General features: G+C 55.9%; 17 protein-coding genes and 1 pseudogene. 13 read left to right on the forward strand and 5 right to left on the reverse strand.

All coding sequences use genetic code 11. From position 1 onward, the window contains the following. Positions 1-148 precede the first annotated feature (148 nt). Positions 149-244, reverse strand: a pseudogene (locus C1Y42_RS23810) (glutathione transferase GstA); the annotation flags it as partial. Positions 245-458: 214 nt separating this feature from the next. Further along, a complete protein-coding gene (gene blaOXA / locus C1Y42_RS03990; protein ID WP_104092852.1) occupies positions 459-1,262 on the reverse strand; it encodes a class D beta-lactamase in 804 nt (267 codons plus the stop codon). A 445-nt stretch (positions 1,263-1,707) separates the two neighbouring features. Between blaOXA and C1Y42_RS23960 the strand changes: the two genes are divergently transcribed. After that, on the forward strand, positions 1,708-1,836 hold the full coding sequence (locus tag C1Y42_RS23960; RefSeq protein WP_255418417.1) for a hypothetical protein: 129 nt from the start codon (positions 1,708-1,710) through the stop codon (positions 1,834-1,836). A gap of 147 nt (positions 1,837-1,983) precedes the next feature. On the opposite strand, the gene C1Y42_RS03995 is transcribed toward C1Y42_RS23960, so the two are convergent. Next, the gene (locus tag C1Y42_RS03995; RefSeq protein ID WP_031279201.1) at positions 1,984-2,274 is read right to left on the reverse strand and encodes a hypothetical protein; all 291 of its coding nucleotides are present in this window, start codon (positions 2,272-2,274) and stop codon (positions 1,984-1,986) included. A 374-nt stretch (positions 2,275-2,648) separates the two neighbouring features. Here C1Y42_RS03995 and C1Y42_RS04000 point away from each other — a divergent pair, with 374 nt between their 5' ends. Then, positions 2,649-3,302 (forward strand): hypothetical protein, encoded by a 654-nt coding sequence (locus C1Y42_RS04000; RefSeq protein WP_058769674.1) that lies wholly within the window; start codon positions 2,649-2,651, stop codon positions 3,300-3,302. Between the two features lie 105 nt (positions 3,303-3,407). On the opposite strand, the gene C1Y42_RS04005 is transcribed toward C1Y42_RS04000, so the two are convergent. Further along, positions 3,408-4,184 (reverse strand): DeoR/GlpR family DNA-binding transcription regulator, encoded by a 777-nt coding sequence (locus C1Y42_RS04005; protein WP_233210681.1) that lies wholly within the window; start codon positions 4,182-4,184, stop codon positions 3,408-3,410. Between the two features lie 132 nt (positions 4,185-4,316). Here C1Y42_RS04005 and C1Y42_RS04010 point away from each other — a divergent pair, with 132 nt between their 5' ends. Beyond that, positions 4,317-5,222, forward strand: coding sequence for a LysR family transcriptional regulator (locus C1Y42_RS04010; protein ID WP_058769675.1), 906 nt, complete (start codon positions 4,317-4,319; stop codon positions 5,220-5,222). Here the strand turns inward: C1Y42_RS04010 and umuD are convergent. After that, positions 5,219-5,650, reverse strand: coding sequence for a translesion error-prone DNA polymerase V autoproteolytic subunit (gene umuD / locus C1Y42_RS04015; RefSeq protein ID WP_104092853.1), 432 nt, complete (start codon positions 5,648-5,650; stop codon positions 5,219-5,221). The genes C1Y42_RS04010 and umuD overlap by 4 nt on opposite strands. Positions 5,651-6,008: 358 nt before the next feature. On the opposite strand from umuD, the gene otsB reads away from it, so the two are divergent. The 10 genes from otsB to C1Y42_RS04065 all read left to right on the forward strand — a co-directional run bounded on the left by otsB (position 6,009) and on the right by C1Y42_RS04065 (position 18,438). Next, positions 6,009-6,797, forward strand: a complete 789-nt coding sequence (otsB, locus tag C1Y42_RS04020; protein WP_021506285.1) for a trehalose-phosphatase — start codon at positions 6,009-6,011, stop codon at positions 6,795-6,797. Then, positions 6,794-8,230, forward strand: coding sequence for an alpha,alpha-trehalose-phosphate synthase (gene otsA, locus C1Y42_RS04025; protein WP_021506284.1), 1,437 nt, complete (start codon positions 6,794-6,796; stop codon positions 8,228-8,230). Before otsB ends, otsA begins: the two co-directional genes overlap by 4 nt. 1,028 nt (positions 8,231-9,258) lie before the next feature. After that, positions 9,259-9,609, forward strand: a complete 351-nt coding sequence (gene flhD / locus C1Y42_RS04030; protein WP_021506283.1) for a flagellar transcriptional regulator FlhD — start codon at positions 9,259-9,261, stop codon at positions 9,607-9,609. After that, positions 9,609-10,187 carry a flagellar transcriptional regulator FlhC gene (gene flhC, locus C1Y42_RS04035; RefSeq protein WP_021506282.1) on the forward strand — a complete coding sequence of 193 codons (579 nt, stop codon included), beginning with the start codon at positions 9,609-9,611 and terminating at the stop codon, positions 10,185-10,187. The genes flhD and flhC overlap by 1 nt, the downstream gene beginning before the upstream one ends. 133 nt (positions 10,188-10,320) lie before the next feature. After that, positions 10,321-11,208 carry a flagellar motor stator protein MotA gene (gene motA / locus C1Y42_RS04040; protein WP_021506281.1) on the forward strand — a complete coding sequence of 296 codons (888 nt, stop codon included), beginning with the start codon at positions 10,321-10,323 and terminating at the stop codon, positions 11,206-11,208. Next, positions 11,205-12,236, forward strand: coding sequence for a flagellar motor protein MotB (gene motB / locus C1Y42_RS04045; RefSeq protein ID WP_021506280.1), 1,032 nt, complete (start codon positions 11,205-11,207; stop codon positions 12,234-12,236). Before motA ends, motB begins: the two co-directional genes overlap by 4 nt. Before the next feature lie 10 nt (positions 12,237-12,246). Then, entirely contained in the window at positions 12,247-14,238 is a 1,992-nt protein-coding gene (cheA, locus tag C1Y42_RS04050; RefSeq protein ID WP_181444757.1) for a chemotaxis protein CheA, read from the forward strand. A gap of 22 nt (positions 14,239-14,260) precedes the next feature. Beyond that, complete coding sequence (gene cheW / locus C1Y42_RS04055) at positions 14,261-14,758, forward strand: chemotaxis protein CheW (RefSeq protein ID WP_021506278.1); 498 nt, start codon at positions 14,261-14,263, stop codon at positions 14,756-14,758. A 172-nt stretch (positions 14,759-14,930) separates the two neighbouring features. Beyond that, a complete protein-coding gene (locus C1Y42_RS04060; RefSeq protein WP_104092854.1) occupies positions 14,931-16,604 on the forward strand; it encodes a methyl-accepting chemotaxis protein in 1,674 nt (557 codons plus the stop codon). A gap of 172 nt (positions 16,605-16,776) precedes the next feature. Next, positions 16,777-18,438 carry a methyl-accepting chemotaxis protein gene (locus tag C1Y42_RS04065; protein ID WP_104092855.1) on the forward strand — a complete coding sequence of 554 codons (1,662 nt, stop codon included), beginning with the start codon at positions 16,777-16,779 and terminating at the stop codon, positions 18,436-18,438. The last annotated feature ends 87 nt before the right edge of the window (positions 18,439-18,525 follow it).

The following is an 18,525-nucleotide window of genomic DNA, read 5'->3' on the forward strand; positions in this document are numbered from 1 at the left end:
GATGTTGATGTTGCCACGCGGGCCCAATAGCGGGCTTCGTAGCCTGGCGCGCACAGCATAACTTTCTGCGCGCCGTTGTCACAATAACACTGACATCTAACCTTACAGACAGAGCCTGATCGCCGGCACAAAACTCTGTCTGCCAGTCTCACTCAGACGCCTCTGCCAGCAACGCCGCCTGCACAGCTGGGCGCGCATTGATCCGTGCCATATACGCCAGTAGCGCAGGCCAGCGATTCACCGTCAGTTTGGACTGGTGTGTTCGCCATCCGGTCAGTCTTCTGTTGCTGCGCAGTCACTGCTGACGACGCTGCGTAAAGAAAGATAAGCCACGGTCCGGAGGTCACTTCATCGGCTGGCTAACCGTCAGTTTCATAATGAAGGACCTCGCCGCAATCTGTCAGCCGCATGAAAACCGGGAGGTTAATGAAAATCCGTGGCATCCGTGTGTTATGCCATCACGGCGCAATGACCGCCGACATCTGCTTCAACACTTCGTCACGTGCTCTCAGGCCAGCATTCGGCGTTAACACCTGTTCATCCTGAATCAGTTTGGCAAAAACAATTTTTTTCCTGCCTTTGGTCGCCCAGTCGACATACCAGCCATAGGCATGGTGCGGATCGTATTGATTATTTTTCCCCGCTGAGCCGGTTCCTGTTTTGCCGTGCACCGTCCAGCCCTTAACGCTGACGTCGTAGCGGGTAATATTATCTGTCATGTCATAGGCATGCTTGTTTACGTGCAGCTCACGGTTAACGACTTTCCTTAAAAAGCCAATCTGCTGAACCGGTGAAATCTGCAGGGATGACATAACCCACACCCCATTCTGACCGGGGGCGCTGACGTCAACGGCGGAAACATCTTCGTTTCCGTAAGCAAACGCCTTTACATAGTCTTCAAAGCGATGTTGCCCGATTTTTTTAACAACCTGCTGCGAATACCAGAAGACCGAATATTTTAGCCACGCCGTAGGATCGATTTTATTCATCCAGTTTTTACCGCCCCAGTCCGGGTATCCTTGTTGGTAATCCCAGGCGGGTTCCTTTTCATTTTTCAGCACGCCGGCATCAAATCCCATCAGGCTGATGGCTATTTTAAAGGTGGATGCGGGTGTGACTTCTCCACTGCAGTCGTTGCCACTCTCCAGCAGGGCTTTGCCTGATTCAGCGTCAACAATCAGGGTGCACAGGTTTTTGGCGAATGCCTGCTGTGAAAATAATATCGCAGCAACAGAGGCCATTACGACCAGACGGGTTTTCATTGATGATTGAATCCAAAGTTAAATGCTAACGTAATTTACACCCTGAGAAAGGGTACTGAACGCGGTCAGGCTGTGCATAAAGAGACTGGTCATGCCACATCCCTTTATCATCTGCAAATTATCGCGTCCGGTGTGCTTATTAATAACCCTGAGCGGGGGTAAATAAAAACGATTTAATCTGCGCCTGTTTTTTAGGGAAACTAAACGATATGAAACCGTATTTCCGGATGACAAACGGTGCGAAAGCGACGCTATTGCGATCTGCACACCTGCGGCATTTTTCGCCTCGACGGCGATGTAAGCGGTAATTAATGGGTTGTAGTCCTGCACCTACATAACCGGTAAGCACATCCGATGGTCAGAGATATTAATACGTGACAAGCTTATCCGCAGTTCACGGCAATCCTCTGCCAGGCATAATGAGAATGTATTTTCAGGAGTGGTTATGCAGCCGATTAAACGTTGGCAACGCGATGTCTGTCATTTAAATACCCGGGCGTTAACCTGGGTGGCGGCGGGCGCATTTTGCGCGGGCTGCTGGTTATTGATCAGCGTGCTGGTGCTAACCCTGTAACGCGTAGCCAGTGCGAAGAGAATTAGCGCCAGCCGGAAGGGAATCCGCACCAGGGCGTCAGGGATGAAATTTTTGTAGTGGTTGGGGGCGCGTTGCCCCCTTTTTTTTGCCTGCAGACAGGGGTAATGCAATGCGCAGCCCGTGCGATTACGGCCCGAGACGCAGCGTTTCGGCGCGTTTTGCTGTCTCGTAAACGTATTGCAGCATCGGTTCTAAATCGGCATCCGGTCCGGCGCTGATAATTTTGCCGCGCAGCCATTCAATTTCACTGGTGATATCAGGATGAAAGATGGTGTTGTTTTGCGCGTTGCGTAACCACTTCAGCAAAAAGTTATTTTTCCCGCGTACGCCGCCGGACTTCTTGCTGTTCACATAGAGTTTTAACGCAACCAGAATGCAGTAATAGAAATGGACGCGCTGACTATAATTCTGCAACATCTCTTGGCTCTTCATCTGCCGTTTTTCACGCCCGCCAGTGTGCATTGATGTGAAAAGCAGGTCAAACACAATTGGCCGCACGCCTGTCACAATTGCGAGCGCAACCAACATTTTAAGAATTTCTTTATCAGCTGATAAATTGCGCCCGCCAGCAGCTGGATGCTTTGCCGGGCAGAATAGCCTGTGATTATTTGTTAATAATCACAAAAAAGCACAGCCGTATCTGATAATTAGATAGATCCGATTCTCTAAATGAATTTCCCCTCCGCATCGCCATCTGCAACTCTGTTCTCCGCGCTGGCCACCCTTGCGTTTTACCGGCCGGTGAAATTTTTATTTGCATCAACATGGCTGTCATAAACAGGAGGTGAATTATGACAAAACCTGCTCTGGCGTTCGCTGCGGCCTTACTGGCGCTCAATGCCACCGCATCCGTTGCGGCTCAGCCGCATCACGTTTATACCAATAAAGATTTCTATAAAAATGGCGTCTTCCAGAAAGAGGTGGCGAAAGATGCAATAGCGCAACTGCTCGCCTCTTATGGTCATACGCTGACGCCGGCCATGCGCCAGCAGCTGTGGGTCAATGATTTCGGGCTGGGCGATTATCAGCATGTTGGCCTGGCCAGCATCACCTGGGTCAATAATCTGGATTACGGTTATTACGCTATGACCATGTATCTGCTGCCGAATCAGATGATTCCGGAGCATCGACACATGCCAATTAGCGCGCCGCCGGCACGTCCGGCAAAACATGAATCATGGCGCGTCCTCGATGGCTGGGTATATAACTTCTCTGAGATTGGCGCCGCATCAGCGGATATTCCGCCGACGCCGAAAAGTTTTGGTCCGGTGCAAAGCCACAATGTCGTCATTCAGCATCAGGGCGAAACGCTGTCGCTGAAAAAACTGGAAAGCTATCATTTCCTGATGGCCAACAGTAAAGGGGCGATTGTGGATGAATATGGCAACTGGCAGGATCGCCGTGGCTGGTTCAGCTCCAATCCTAAAGTCGCCCCTACGCCGTAAACCGTGCCCTGCGAGAGATAGTCGATGTGATTTCCCTGTAGCCACCGGAGGCGTTCGCGCCTCCTTTTTAATTAATGACCTATACCGGGATGCGCAGAGAGCCGCTCAGCCGCGGCGATTTACCCGGTGCAGACGAATATCACGCTGTTTCATCTCCTCAACGGCAGCACAGGGGCAATCGTCATCGGTGATCACACCGTCCAGCTGCTGCAGCTTACACACGGAATACACGCTGTAACGACCATATTTGCTGCTGTCAGCCACCAGATAACGCTGCGCTGAGGCGGCCAGCACCGCCTGATTCACCAGCAAGGTGTCTTCGTCGGGTGTCGAGAGGCCGTGCGTGACATCCCACGCGCTGGCGCTGAGGAAAGCCAGATCAATATTGAACGCGGCAAGGGCGGTCGCCGCCATGGCACCCACGCTGGCAATATGCCGTTTATCGACTTTGCCACCCGTATGAAATAGCGTGATGTGGCTGTGACGCATCAGCCAGGCGGCAATCGTAAAGTCGTTAGTCAGCACGGTGAGACTTGCCTGATCGCCTAACGCACGCGCAATTTCATAGCTGGTGGTACCGGCATCGAGGTAGACCACCTGGCCATCCTGTACCAGTGACGCAGCATAACGGCCAAGGCTTTGTTTGGCGTGCACGTTCAGCTGTGCCTTCTCCACATACGGCAATGCCTGATGAACCACGGCAGGCAGCCTGGCGCCGCCGTGTATGCCAACCACCAGGCCGGCGTTCTGCAGGAATTTAATATCGCGGCGGATGGTCATCGCCGACACCGCCATCAGCGTGGCCAGTTCGTGAATGGTGGCCGATCGTTTCGCAAACAGGTAGCGATAAATAGCGTCTTTTCGGTCTTCGGGCAGCATCATGAGCTCGGGGTTAAAAGTGACGTTTTGCCTGCCATGCCACGCGCGCATAGCGTCCGGTACGGCAGCTTCGCTATGATATCTCATCTGAAGTTGAATCAGATTCAACGAGGCAATGAGTCAGGAGACACGAAAATGCCCGCCCTGCAACGTAATGAACTGGCCGATCTGAATGTTTTTCTGCTGATTTGCCGGCGCAAGAGCTTCCGCCTCGCCGCGCTGGAACTGGGGGTCACCACGTCGGCCATCAGCCACACGTTGCGCAGTCTTGAAGCGCGTCTTGGCGTGCGCCTGCTCAATCGCACCAGCCGGGCGGTGGTGCCGACGGACGCCGGTGCCGCTTTTTTGCGCCATCTGGAAACCGGCTTTGCGCAGATTGAGCTGGCGCTGAACGATCTGCACCTGTATCGCGAATCACCCAGCGGCCGCCTGCGGCTGAACATCCCGCGTGATGCCGGGCAGCTGCTGTTTCGGCCGATCCTGGCGCGCTTTATGGCGACCTATCCGGAGCTCAGTCTGGAAATTACGGTGGATAACAATCTGGTGGATATCATCGGCAGCGGCTATGACGCCGGGATTCGCTACGGCGCCAGCGTACCGAAAGATATGATCGCCATGCCGCTGACGCCCAAACTGCGCTGGATCGTGGTGGCGTCACCCGATTACCTGCGCGACGCGCCGCCGCTGCAGCATCCGGACGATCTGCGCAACCATCGCTGTATTCGCATGCGCCTTGGCAATGGCACGCTGTATAAGTGGCCGCTGGCGCAGGGCAAGGTGGCGTATGAGGTCGATGTGCCGGGCACGCTGACGCTCAATGAGAGCGACATGATTATTGATGCGGTCGCCGGCGGTTACGGTCTCGGCTACTGCCCGGAGCGCTACGTACAGGCACAGCTGGCGAGCGGGCAGCTGGTGCGCGTGCTCACGGACTGGTGCAGCGAAGACGAACCGCTGGTGATGTATTACCCCGACCGTCGCCAGCTGCACCCGGGTTTACGCCGGCTGATTGAGATGATCCGCGCCGAAACGATGCGCTAACGCTGGACGCGTGCGGCGTAAATAATAAACGTCACCACGCCAAAAATTTCTAACTCCTCCTCTTCACGCAGCCGGATGGGCTGATAGCGCGGATTCATCGGCATCAGCTGTACGCAGGGATGCGTCTGCAGCCGCTTGACGGTGAACTCGCCGTTGATGGCGGCGATCACGATGTCGTCGTGCCGGGCATTGAGTGAGCTGTCGATCACCAGCAGGTCGCCTTCGCGGATATTGGCATCGCGCATCGAGTCGCCCTCGACGCGCACAAAATAGGTGGCGCTCGGGCGGGTCACCAGCAGCTCATTGAGATCAATCTGGCGCTCAATGTAGTCCTGAGCGGGCGAGGGGAAACCGCCGTGCACCGCGTCAAGGAATAGCGGGCGGGAGCGCGAAGGCGGTGAAAGCTGTGGCAAAAAGAAACGCGTCATAGCGAACATTCCATAGATACTGTTTTTATATACAGTATCAGGCGATTTTTGCTATGATCAAGTCTGCCCGCGGTAAAAAAAGCGAAGCGTATGAAAAACAGCAGAATTCAGTTTTTTGCCGCGCAAACCGCTGAAAAGTGCACTCTTCGCTAAGCACTCTGTGCGCCCGTCTGGCGAAACTTCAATTGTTGTCTACACTTAATGTTGCCGATGTTCGTAGTGCGGTTGCAGTGTTGATGAAAATTTCGTTTAGTTCTGGAGCGTTACCCTTTCGATTCCCGTGTTTACGGAAAAACCTCCTCACTTCCTGCCTGCCTGCGAACAGACTGCCCGTTTACGTTCAGATACAGGAGGAGACGTGACCCCTGCGGTTAATGAGAACAGCACCCTGCCGTCGCTAAGTGGCGGACTTTACGCCTTCTTTTTTGATGTTGACGGCACGCTGGCCGCGCTTCAGTCGCAGCCCGAGTCGGTTTCCATCCCCGCATCGGTGCGCCAGCATCTGCAACAAATTTCTAATTTAAGTCACGGCGCGCTGGCGCTGGTTTCCGGCCGTCCGATCAGCCAGCTGGATGAGCTGGTCGCGCCGCTGGAAGCCCCGGCGGCGGGCGTGCACGGCGCTGAGCGCCGCGATGCCAGCGGACATCTGCATCGTCAGTCGCTGCCCGATGAGGTGGCGCAAACGCTGCAGGTTGAACTGCAGCAGACCCTTGACCAGTGGCCCGGTACGCTGCTGGAAGTGAAAGGCATGGCCTTTGCGCTGCACTACCGCAACGCGCCAGAGTATGAAAACGCCATCATGCAGCTGGCCGAAGAGGCGGTAACCCGCTTTCCGGCGCTGGCGCTGCAGCCAGGTAAATGTGTGGTGGAACTGAAACCGCAGGGCATCGATAAAGGTGCTGCGGTACGCGAATTTATGCAGGAAGCGCCATTTACCGGTCGCATTCCGGTATTTGTGGGCGACGATCTGACCGATGAGAAAGGCTTTCTTGCTGTCAATGCCATGCACGGCATCTCGGTCAAGGTCGGTGAAGGTCCAAGCCAGGCGCGCTATCGTCTGCCCGATGTGGCAGCGGTCTGGCACTGGCTGGAACAACTATTATTACAACTAGAACATGACAACGTCGGTAAGGAGTTTAGGTTATGAGTCGTTTAGTCGTCGTATCTAACCGTATCGCTATTCCTGATGGAAGCAAAACCAACGCAGGCGGTCTCGCCGTCGGCATTCTGGATGCGCTGCAGACCACCGGAGGATTGTGGTTTGGCTGGAACGGAGAGATCAGTGAGTTTTCCGGTGAAGAAGATGAGGAACTTACCCAGATCGAACAAGACGGCATTACCTATGCCTCATTCCCTCTCAATCAAAACGATTACGATCAGTACTACTGCCAGTTTTCTAACACGGTGATCTGGCCCGCGTTCCATTATCGCCTCGATCTGGTGCAGTACCAGCGTGAAGCCTGGGAAGGCTACTGCCGCGTGAATACCCTGCTGGCGCAGCGGCTGAAACCGCTGATCAAGCCGGACGATATCCTGTGGATCCACGATTACCACCTGCTGCCGTTTGCCGCTGAACTGCGTAAACAGGGCATTAATAACCGAATCGGATTCTTTCTGCATATCCCGTTCCCGACGCCGGAAATTTTCAATGCGCTGCCGCCGCATCAGGAACTGCTGGAAATGCTGTGTGAATACGATCTGCTGGGTTTCCAGACAGAATCCGATCGCGTGGCGTTTCTCGACAGCCTGAGCCAGCTGACGCAGCTGCAGAATAAAGGCGAGAAGAAGCATCGCGCCTTTGGCAACACCTTTATGACCGAGGTTTACCCCATCGGTATCGAGCCGGACAGCATTAAAGAGATGGCAGAAGGGCCGCTGCCACCGAAGATGGCCGCAATGAAGCGTGAGCTGGGCGATTTGCAGAATATTATCGCCTGTGAGCGTCTCGACTATTCCAAAGGCTTGCCGGAGCGTTTCCTTGCCTATGAGGCGCTGCTGGAAAACTTCCCGCAGCACCGCGGCAAAATCCGCTACTCACAGATTGCGCCGACCTCGCGCGGCGACGTGCAGGCCTATCAGGATATTCGTCACCAGCTGGAGACAGAAGCAGGGCGCATTAACGGTAAATACGGCACGCTGGGCTGGACGCCGCTCTATTATCTCAACCAGCATTTTGATCGCCGCCTGCTGATGAAGATTTTCCGCCTGACCGACGTGGGGCTGGTTACGCCGCTCCGTGACGGCATGAACCTGGTGGCGAAAGAGTATGTCGCGGCGCAGGATCCGGACGATCCGGGCGTGCTGGTGCTGTCGCGCTTTGCCGGAGCGGCCAACGAGCTGACTTCTGCGCTAATCGTCAACCCGTACGATCGTGATGATGTGGCGGCGGCGCTGGACCGCGCACTGACCATGCCGCGCACCGAGCGTATCTCGCGCTATAACGACATGATGGCCGTACTGCGTAAGCAGGACATTTCGCACTGGCGGGAAAGCTTCCTGAACGATCTGAACACGCTGCCGGCACGCAGCGCCAGCCACGGTAGCGATAACAAGGTCGCGACGTTTCAGAAGCTGGCGTAATTAGCCCCGCAAGGCGCGATTTTCCCCTCAGGCAATGCCTCTCCCGTACGCGGGAGAGGTATCCGTCAGACGACGCAGGCAGGACCATGCTGCGTAGCGTTTTCACGCGATACCCTCACCGGATGAAATCGATTTCATTTTGTTAAGCGCTAACCCGCTGACCCGGCACCAAAAAACGCACGAATTGGTTAAAATTAAGCCAGTTAAGCACTGAAACGCTGAATTTTTTCTTCCGACCCTAAAGATTTGGCTGGCCAGGCCGATAGTTCTAATCCATCAGTGTGTTAGTTAGTCAATTCATTCATATCGCTAATGTAACGTGCTGTTACATCCCTTGTGACTCGCTAAACCCTCCCTACAAACTCTTTACACACCACAAGCGCGCTGCATCCACTCTTCACGCTTCGCTAGCACAGCGCCATTAGTCCTGCTTGGCAATATTCCCTGTAAGTGATTAATTTAAAAGCGAATAATTACGGCGATTTTTGGTGTTTTATGCTGCCTTTTTGGTTTATTTCGGGGTCTTGTCTTTGCCTAAAGCCAACGTAGCAGATAAAAGATCGTCCCATGGCGGCGATCTGCGACACACTTCAAAATTCAGACTTTTCCTGTGAAATATTAGCGAAACGTTTCAAAATCGCTCAAAAAAAGAACAACAGAAAAGCATTACTGAAGCTTCACTTGAAAAATTTGCCTTAAAAGTGTGACGCAGATCACACTTTATCTAAAATTTCATACCAATCACGTTGTATGTCGAAATCAGACGATATAGATTTGCCTTGTTTTCGGATTAGTCTTAAAAAACTGTAAGCAGACGTCACGGAAGATGGTTACAACTCAAGAAAAGATTGGCCTGGAGTTTTGACTACTACTGATCAATATCCCGGTGGGAAGTGAAACAGTTCAGTACGCGTTGGCTTATGCCTGATTATTTTTTGCCATCTTTAGATTTACCAACCAGCAACCCGAACCATAGAACACTTAATTCTGTGGCCGTATATATGTCGCGTCTATCAGGATGGAAAAAAATGGGTACATCAGAATTACTAAAACACATATATGACATCAATCTGTCATATTTATTGCTTGCACAGCGTTTGATAAACCAGGAAAAAGCTTCAGCAATGTTTCGTTTAGGTATCGATGAGCCAATGGCGGATGCATTGCAGCAATTGACTTTACCTGAGATGGTAAAATTAGCGGAAACCAATCAACTGGTTTGCCAGTTCCGCTTTACCGATCACAATCTTATTAACCGTTTAACGCAGGAATCACGTGTGGATGATTTGCAGCAAATCCACACCGGTATTTTATTATCCAGCCGTTTATTGCGCAGCGCATCGAAAGATGATGTCTCTGCTAAAAAGAGGGCGGTGTAATGACCGAAAAAAGTATCGTTCAGGAAGCGCGTGATATTCAGCTGGCAATGGAGCTGATTACATTGGGCGCACGACTGCAGATGCTGGAAAGTGAAACCCAGCTGAGCCGCGGTCGCCTGATTAAACTGTACAAAGAGCTGCGTGGTGCCCCACCACCGAAAGGCATGCTGCCATTCTCTACCGACTGGTTCATGACCTGGGAACAAAATATTCATGCGTCGATGTTCTGCAACGCCTGGCAGTTTCTGCTGAAAACCCGGCTGAGCAGTGGCGTAGAGGCGGTTATCAAAGCGTATCGCCTGTATCTTGAGCAGTGTCCGCAATCGGACGAGGGCCCGCTGTTGGCGCTGACCCGCGCCTGGACCCTGGTGCGATTTGTTGAAAGTGGCATGCTGGAATTGTCTGACTGTAAATGCTGTGGCGGAAGCTTCATCAACCACGCGCATCAGCCGCCGGGCAGCTTTGTTTGCAGCCTGTGCCAGCCGCCATCACGTGCCGTAAAAAGACGTAAACTTTCTGCAGATTCTGCCGATACCTTTCCACAACTGCTGGATGAACAGGTTAAACGCGCCGTTTAAGTTTGTTCGCATCGTGGAAAGCATCCAGCAGCGGTTAATACCGCTGCTTTTTTTTTGCCCACACCCTGCGAATAACACCTGCGGCTCTCTGGCTTAACTTCCACCAACACGTTACGGACGTAAGGATGTTTTTGTGCTGATTATTGTGGGTTATATCGTAGTCCTCGGTTCCGTGCTGGGCGGTTACATGATGGTAGGCGGCCATCTGGGCGCGCTTTACCAGCCGTCGGAGTTGCTGATTATTGGCGGCGCCGGCATTGGTGCGTTTCTGGTGGGCAACAACGGCAAATCGATTAAAAAGACGCTAAAAGCGCTGCCTTTGTTAATGCGCGGCTCAAAATATAACAAAGCCGTATACATGGATTTAATGGCGCTGCTGTATCGCCTGATGGCGAAATCACGTCAGCAGGGCATGCTGTCGCTGGAGCGCGATATTGAAGATCCCAGCCAGAGCGAAATTTTCGCTAACTATCCGCGTATTTTGTCCGATAAACCTTTAGTGGATTTTATTACCGACTATTTACGTCTGATGGTGAGCGGAAATATGAATGCTTTCGAGATCGAAGCCCTGATGGATGAAGAGATCGAAACCTATGAACACGAGTGCGAAGTACCAGCACAAAGCTTAGCGGCAGTCGGTGATGGCCTGCCGGCGTTTGGTATCGTCGCTGCGGTAATGGGCGTGGTGCACGCGCTGGCCTCCGCGGACCGCCCGGCGGCAGAACTGGGCGCGCTGATTGCGCACGCCATGGTGGGAACCTTCCTCGGTATTCTGCTGGCTTACGGCTTCATTTCGCCGCTGGCATCCGTGCTGCGCCAGAAGTGCGCGGAAACCACCAAGATGATGCAGTGCGTCAAAGTCACGCTGCTCTCCAGCCTGAACGGTTATGCGCCGCAGATCGCCGTCGAGTTTGGTCGTAAAACCCTGTATTCCACCGAGCGTCCGTCCTTTACCGAGCTGGAAGAGCACGTGCGTAACGCGAAAAACCCGGCTAAGCAGACTTCGGATACGCCTTCATGAAGCACGGTAATCGCCCGATTGTGCTGGTCAAACGGCGCAAACATAAAAAGCATGAAGGCAGCCATGGCTCATGGAAGATTGCCTATGCCGACTTTATGACGGCGATGATGGCGTTCTTCATGGTGATGTGGCTGATCTCGATCGCCAATCCGCAGGAGCTGGTGCAGATTGCCGAATATTTTAAAACGCCGCTCAAGGTCGCCCTGACCGGCGGTCAGCGTAGCAGCGACAGCGAAAGTCCGATTCCCGGCGGCGGCGATGATCCGACGCAGAAGAAAGGCGAAGTACAAAAACAGGTCGATATGGATGCGCAAAAGCGCCAGCTGGATGACATTCGCCTGAACCGGCTGCGTGAAAAACTTGACCAGCTGATTGAGGCCGATCCGCGCCTGAAAGCGCTGCGTCCGCATCTGATCATCAACATGGTGGAAGAGGGGCTGCGCATTCAGATTATCGATAGCCAGAACCGCCCGATGTTTAAAACCGGCAGCGCGGAAGTGGAGCCGTACATGCGCGATATCCTGCGCGCCATTGCGCCGCTGCTGAATGATATTCCTAACAAAATCAGTTTGTCCGGCCATACCGATGACTTCCAGTACGCCAGCGGCGATCGCGGCTACAGCAACTGGGAACTGTCGGCGGATCGTGCCAATGCCTCACGCCGTGAGCTGGTGGCGGGCGGGCTGGACGGCGGCAAAATGCTGCGCGTGGTCGGCATGGCCGACACCATGAAACTGAAAAACCGCGGCGCCAACGACGCGGTGAACCGTCGTATCAGCCTGCTGGTGTTGAACCATGACACCGAAGCGGCGATTGAAAAAGAGAATGCCGAGAGCGATGCCGTTCAGGTGAGTGACCCGGCGCAGATTTTACCTAGCATTACCGCACCGGCTGGTCCGGCGGCGCCAACTGCCCCCACGGGTTCTACCGCAGCACCGGCCACACCGGCAGCCGCGGCGAATCCGCCGGCAGCGGCACCGCCCGCCGCCAGCGCGGTGACACCAGACCAACCCTCACAGCCGAGGTGATCCCGTGAGCATGGACATCAGCGATTTTTACCAGACGTTTTTTGATGAAGCCGATGAGCTGTTAGCGGATATGGAGCAACACCTGTTGGGACTGGATCCCCAGGAGCCCGATTCCGAGCAGTTGAATGCCATCTTCCGCGCCGCCCACTCCATTAAGGGCGGAGCCGGTACGTTTGGCTTTACGGTTTTACAGGAAACCACCCACATCCTGGAAAACATTCTGGATGGTGCGCGCCGTGGCGAAATGCAGCTCAGCACCGACATCATCAACCTGTTTTTGGAAACCAAAGATATTATGCAGGAACAGCTCGATGCCTATAAAACCGCGCAGGAGCCAAACGCAGAAAGCTTTAACTACATCTGTGAAGCCCTGCGCCAGCTGGCGCTGGAAGCCAAAGGAATAGCCCCGCAAGCCGCCGCACCGGTGGTGGCGCTCGCCGACGTGGCAGCACCTGCCGCGCCCGCCAGCAGCGGCCTGCGCCTGCAGCTGATCAATCTGAAAGAGAAAGAGCCGGATCTGCTGCTGGAAGAGCTGGGCAACCTCGGCACCCTGACCGATGTGGTGAAAGGCGCCAGCTCGCTGGAAGCCACCATCGACGGTGTCGGCAAAGACGATATCGTGGCGGTGCTGTGCTTCGTGATTGATGAAGCGCAGATTCAGTTCCCGCAGGACGCCGCACCCGCCGCCGTTGCCGCCGCGCCAGTCGCTGAGGCCGAAGCCGAAGCGCCGGTGCAGCAAACGGCGACCGTCACCGACATTACCCCGGCGGTGAAGCGTGAGAGCAAGCGTGCTGCCGCGCCCGCCAAAAGCAGCGAATCCAGCAGTATTCGCGTGGCGGTAGAAAAAGTTGACCAGCTGATCAACCTGGTCGGCGAGCTGGTGATTACCCAGTCGATGCTGGCGCAGCGCTCTGGTGCGCTGGATCCGGTGGCACATGGTGACCTGCTCAACAGCATGGGTCAGCTGGAGCGTAACGCCCGCGACCTGCAGGAATCGGTGATGTCGATTCGTATGATGCCGATGGAGTACGTGTTCAGCCGCTTCCCGCGTCTGGTGCGCGATCTGGCCAGCAAGCTGGGCAAAGAGGTTGAACTGACGCTGCTCGGCAGCTCAACTGAACTGGATAAGAGCCTGATTGAACGCATTATCGATCCGTTAACGCACCTGGTGCGTAACAGCCTCGACCACGGCATCGAAACCCCGGAAAAACGGCTGGCCGCCAGCAAAACGGCGGTCGGCAATCTGACGCTGTCCGCGGAACACCAGGGCGGCAACATCTGTATCGAAGTGATCGATGACGGTGCCGGCCTCAACCGTGAACGTATCCTGGCGAAAGCGCTCTCATCCGGCCTGCCGGTCAGCGACAGCATGAGCGATGAAGAAGTCGGCATGCTGATCTTCGCGCCAGGCTTCTCGACCGCCGAACAGGTGACCGACGTATCAGGCCGCGGCGTCGGCATGGACGTGGTGAAACGTAATATCCAGGAGATGGGCGGTCACGTCGAAATCTCCTCGAAGCAGGGCAAAGGCACCACCATTCGCATTCTGCTGCCGCTGACGCTGGCGATCCTCGACGGGATGTCGGTGCGCGTGGCAGACGAAGTGTTCATTCTGCCGCTGAACGCGGTGATGGAGTCACTGCAGCCCACGGCTGAAGAGCTGAAACCGCTGGCCGGTGGCGAGCGCGTACTGGAAGTGCGCGGCGAGTACCTGCCGCTGGTTGAGCTGTGGAACGTGTTTGACGTGCAGAACGCCAAAACCGACGCCACGCAGGGCATCGTGGTGATCCTGCAGAGCGCAGGACGTCGCTATGCGCTGCTGGTTGATCAGCTGATTGGTCAGCATCAGGTGGTGGTGAAGAACCTGGAAAGCAACTACCGCAAAGTGCCGGGCATTTCCGCCGCCACCATCCTCGGCGATGGCAGCGTTGCGCTGATTGTCGACGTATCGGCACTGCAATCATTGAACCGTGAGAAGCGTGTGGCCGGTGCCGCAGCGTAACAGATAACGAAAGGGTAAAAAAATGACTGACATGGCAACCGTGACGAAAATCGCCGGCGAAACCGTCGGCCAGGAGTTCCTGGTTTTCACCCTCGGTGACGAAGAGTACGGCATCGATATCCTTAAAGTGCAGGAGATTCGTGGTTACGATCAGGTAACGCGTATCGCTAACACGCCGGAGTTCATCAAGGGCGTAACTAACCTGCGTGGCGTGATTGTGCCGATTATCGATCTGCGCGTGAAGTTCTCGCAGCCGGACGTGGAGTACAACGAAAACACCGTGGTGATCGTGCTGAATCTTGAGCATCGCGTGGTCGGCATCGTGGTGGATGGCGTGTCTGACGTGCTGTCGCTGACGCAGGATCAGATCCGTCCGGCACCGGAATTTGCCGTCACCATGTCGACCGAGTACCTCACCGGCCTCGGTGCGCTGGGCGAGCGTATGCTGATTCTGGTCGACATCGAAAAACTGCTGAGCAGTGAAGAGATGGCGCTGGTGGATACGCTGCGTAGCGCATAATCGTTCGCAGAGAGTCACGGGTCGCTGATGCGGCCCGTGACTATTACATTCTTTATTAAACCTTTATAAATCAATAGCAAAGCCCACAAATATTTCCTGCCCTCGCTCAATATTCCCGCCGCCAGGTCGATAACTGTATTGCACGATTTTTCTTCATTTCCCAGGGCAAACTATGTTTACGAAAATCCGCGTTGTGACCAGCCTGTTGCTGGTGTTGTTGGTGTTTGGCGTACTGCAGCTGGCTTCCGGCTCGCTGTTTTTTAAAGCGCTGAGTGACGACAAAAAAAGTTTCAATACCTCTCAGCTGGCGAGCAAAAACATTGCCGCCATCAATGATGCTTACATGAGCCTTAACCAAAGCCGTGTGATCCTGACGCGCATCCAGCTGCGTATTGCCACCAGTAAACTGACCGGCACCGAAGCTGACATCGGTACGCTGTTCGGGCAGAGCAGGACGTTCCAGCAGACGGCGCAGGATAACTTCACGCTGTTTAAAAACACGCCGGACACGCCGGGCCAGAATCTGCAGCTCAATCAGCAGCTGGAACAGACCTATAAAGCTTACGCCAGCGCACTGGCTGAGATGCAGCAGGTACTGCAGCACAACGATACCGCCGCAGCCGGCAAAGTACCGGTGGCCCCGACGCAAAGTGCCTTTCTGGAAAACTACACCCAGTGGCGCGCCGATCAGGATCGTCTGACGGCGGCCGGCGTGGCGGCGAACAGCGCCGCTTACGAGCACATGATGTGGCTGCTGGGGCTGGTACTGGCGCTGGTAGTGGGCGTGATCGTGCTGTGCTGGTTCGGCCTGCGTAAGGTGCTGATTAAGCCGCTCAACGACAGCATCCAGCACATTGAACACATTGCGCAGGGCGATTTAACCCAGACCATCACCGTCGAAGGACGTAATGAAATGAGCCAGCTGGCGAGCAAGCTGCAGGAGATGCAGCAGGCGCTGGTGCGCACCGTCAGCAACGTGCGCGACGGCTCGGACGCTATTTTTACCGGCGCCAGCGAAATCTCCGCCGGCAATAACGATCTCTCGGCGCGTACCGAACAGCAGGCGGCGTCGCTGGAACAGACTGCGGCCAGCATGGAGCAGCTCACCGCCACGGTGAAGCAGAACGCCGAGAACGCGCGGCAGGCCTCGCAGCTGGCGCTCAGCGCATCGGAAACCGCGCAGAAAGGCGGAGAAGTGGTGGAAGGGGTGGTGCGCACCATGCACGATATTGCCGGCAGTTCGAAGAAGATTGCCGACATTACCAGCGTGATTGACGGTATCGCTTTCCAGACCAATATCCTCGCGCTCAACGCCGCAGTCGAAGCGGCGCGCGCCGGAGAGCAGGGCCGCGGCTTCGCGGTGGTGGCCGGTGAAGTGCGCAACCTTGCCCAGCGCAGCGCGCAGGCGGCGAAGGAGATCAAAGGGCTGATTGAAGACTCGGTGCGTCGCGTTGACAGCGGCTCACAGCTGGTCGGCACGGCGGGCGATACCATGGGCGAAATCGTCAATGCGGTGACGCGCGTCACCGACATCATGGGCGAGATCGCCTCGGCATCGGACGAGCAGAGTCGCGGTATCGATCAGGTCGGCCAGGCGGTGACCGAGATGGACCGTGTCACGCAGCAGAACGCCTCGCTGGTGGAAGAGTCGGCGGCGGCGGCGGCCTCGCTGGAGGAGCAGGCCAGCCGTCTCAGCCAGTCGGTGGCGGTGTTCCGCATTCCACGTGGCGCTCAGCCTGTCAGCAGCACGGGTGTGCGCCATCCGCAGATCGCCCCCCCGCAGGCCAGTGCGCCACGCAAAGCGCTGACCGCGCCGGTCAGCGACGCCAACTGGGAAACATTCTAAGCTGAAACGGGAGCGGACAACGCGCCGCTCCCTCATCTCCTGCTTTCTTTACTTATAAAACGCTGTAAAAAAGCTTTAATTCAGCATTATCCCTCGTAAAGTCCGGTAAACCCTCTCAAATATTCAGCGCAGCGGTCGATAAACAGGGCGTAACCCCCTTTTTGGAGACACCATGTTAAAACGAATCAACGTCGTCACCAGCCTGATCGCAGTCCTGCTGGTGTTCGGTGCTATGCAATTACTGTCCGGCGGGCTGTTCTGGTCGGCATTACAAAAAGATAAAGAGGCGTTTGCTGTGGCACAAACGTCAAGTAATAACGTCGCTGCCATGTCCGATGCCTGGATTGAACTCAATCAAACCCGTACCGTGCTCAACCGCGCCATGCTGCGCATGCAGGGCAGCATGGCGTCACAGACCAACGGCGGTCAGCTTAATGCGCTGATCGCGCAGACGGAGAAACAGCTCGACACAGCGGCCGGCCACTATCAGCGCTATTACGATTTGCCAGCGACGCCGGGGCTGTCTGATGCGCTGCGCGACCGGCTGGAAACGGATTATGCCGCGTTCAATAACGGCCTGAAGGCGATGCTGGCCCGGCTGAAAGCCAACGATCTGCAGGGCATGTTTGATCAGAACATCGAAGCCAAACAGGTCAAAATGAAAGCCACCTATGAAGAGTGGCGCAGCGCGCAGAGTGCTTTAGCCGCTGAGGGCGTGGCGCAGAACCAGCGTGCCTTCCACACCATGATGTGGCTGCTGGCGATTGTCGCAGTGATGGTGATCGTGGTAATCGTCGCCTGCTGGTTTGGCCTGCGCACGGTGCTGATTCAGCCGCTGCATCAGTTGCTCGGCCACATTCGCCATATCGCCGCAGGCGATCTGACGCAGACCATCACCGTTGAAGGGCGTAACGAAATGAGCCAGCTGGCCAGCAGTCTGCATGAAATGCAGCAGTCGCTGGTGCACACCGTCGGCAACGTACGCGACGGTTCGGACGCCATCTTTACCGGCGCCAGCGAAATCTCCGCCGGCAACAACGATCTCTCGGCGCGTACCGAGCAGCAGGCGGCGTCGCTGGAGCAGACCGCGGCCAGCATGGAGCAGCTCACCGCCACGGTGAAGCAGAACGCCGAGAATGCCCGGCAGGCCTCGCAGCTGGCGCTCAGCGCGTCGGAGACCGCACGCAAAGGTGGCGACGTGGTCGAAGGCGTGGTGCGCACCATGCATGACATCGCCGGCAGTTCGAAGAAGATCGCGGATATCACCAGCGTGATCGACGGCATTGCCTTCCAGACCAATATCCTCGCGCTTAACGCGGCGGTCGAAGCCGCGCGCGCCGGTGAGCAGGGCCGTGGTTTTGCCGTGGTAGCGGGCGAGGTGCGTAACCTGGCGCAGCGCAGCGCGCAGGCAGCGAAGGAGATCAAAGGACTGATTGACGATTCGGTCAGCCGGGTTAACGCCGGTTCGCAGCTGGTCGGCACCGCAGGTGACACCATGCAGGATATCGTCGGTGCGGTGACGCGCGTGACTGACATCATGGGCGAAATCGCTTCGGCCTCGGATGAGCAGAGCCGTGGCATCGACCAGGTGGGCCAGGCGGTGACCGAGATGGACCGCGTCACGCAGCAGAACGCCTCGCTGGTAGAAGAGTCGGCCGCCGCCGCGGCCTCGCTGGAGGAGCAGGCCAGCCGCCTGAGCCAGTCGGTGGCGGTGTTCCGCATTCCGCGCGCGTCGGCTGCGGTCCCTGTGCGTCCCCCGCTGGCCACGACACCGCCGGCGGTGCGCAAAGCCGCTGCAGTCCCGGTGAGTGACGGAAACTGGGAAACGTTTTAATCATTGTCTGAATCGCCCCCTCTCCCGCAGCGGGAGAGGGTCGCGTGGCTGACCCTTCCCCGGTTTGCTGCTGGTCTTACCCCTTTC

It is taken from the genome of Pantoea sp. ICBG 985 (assembly GCF_002928365.1).
In the GTDB taxonomy this organism is placed as follows: Bacteria; Pseudomonadota; Gammaproteobacteria; order Enterobacterales; family Enterobacteriaceae; genus Pantoea; species Pantoea dispersa.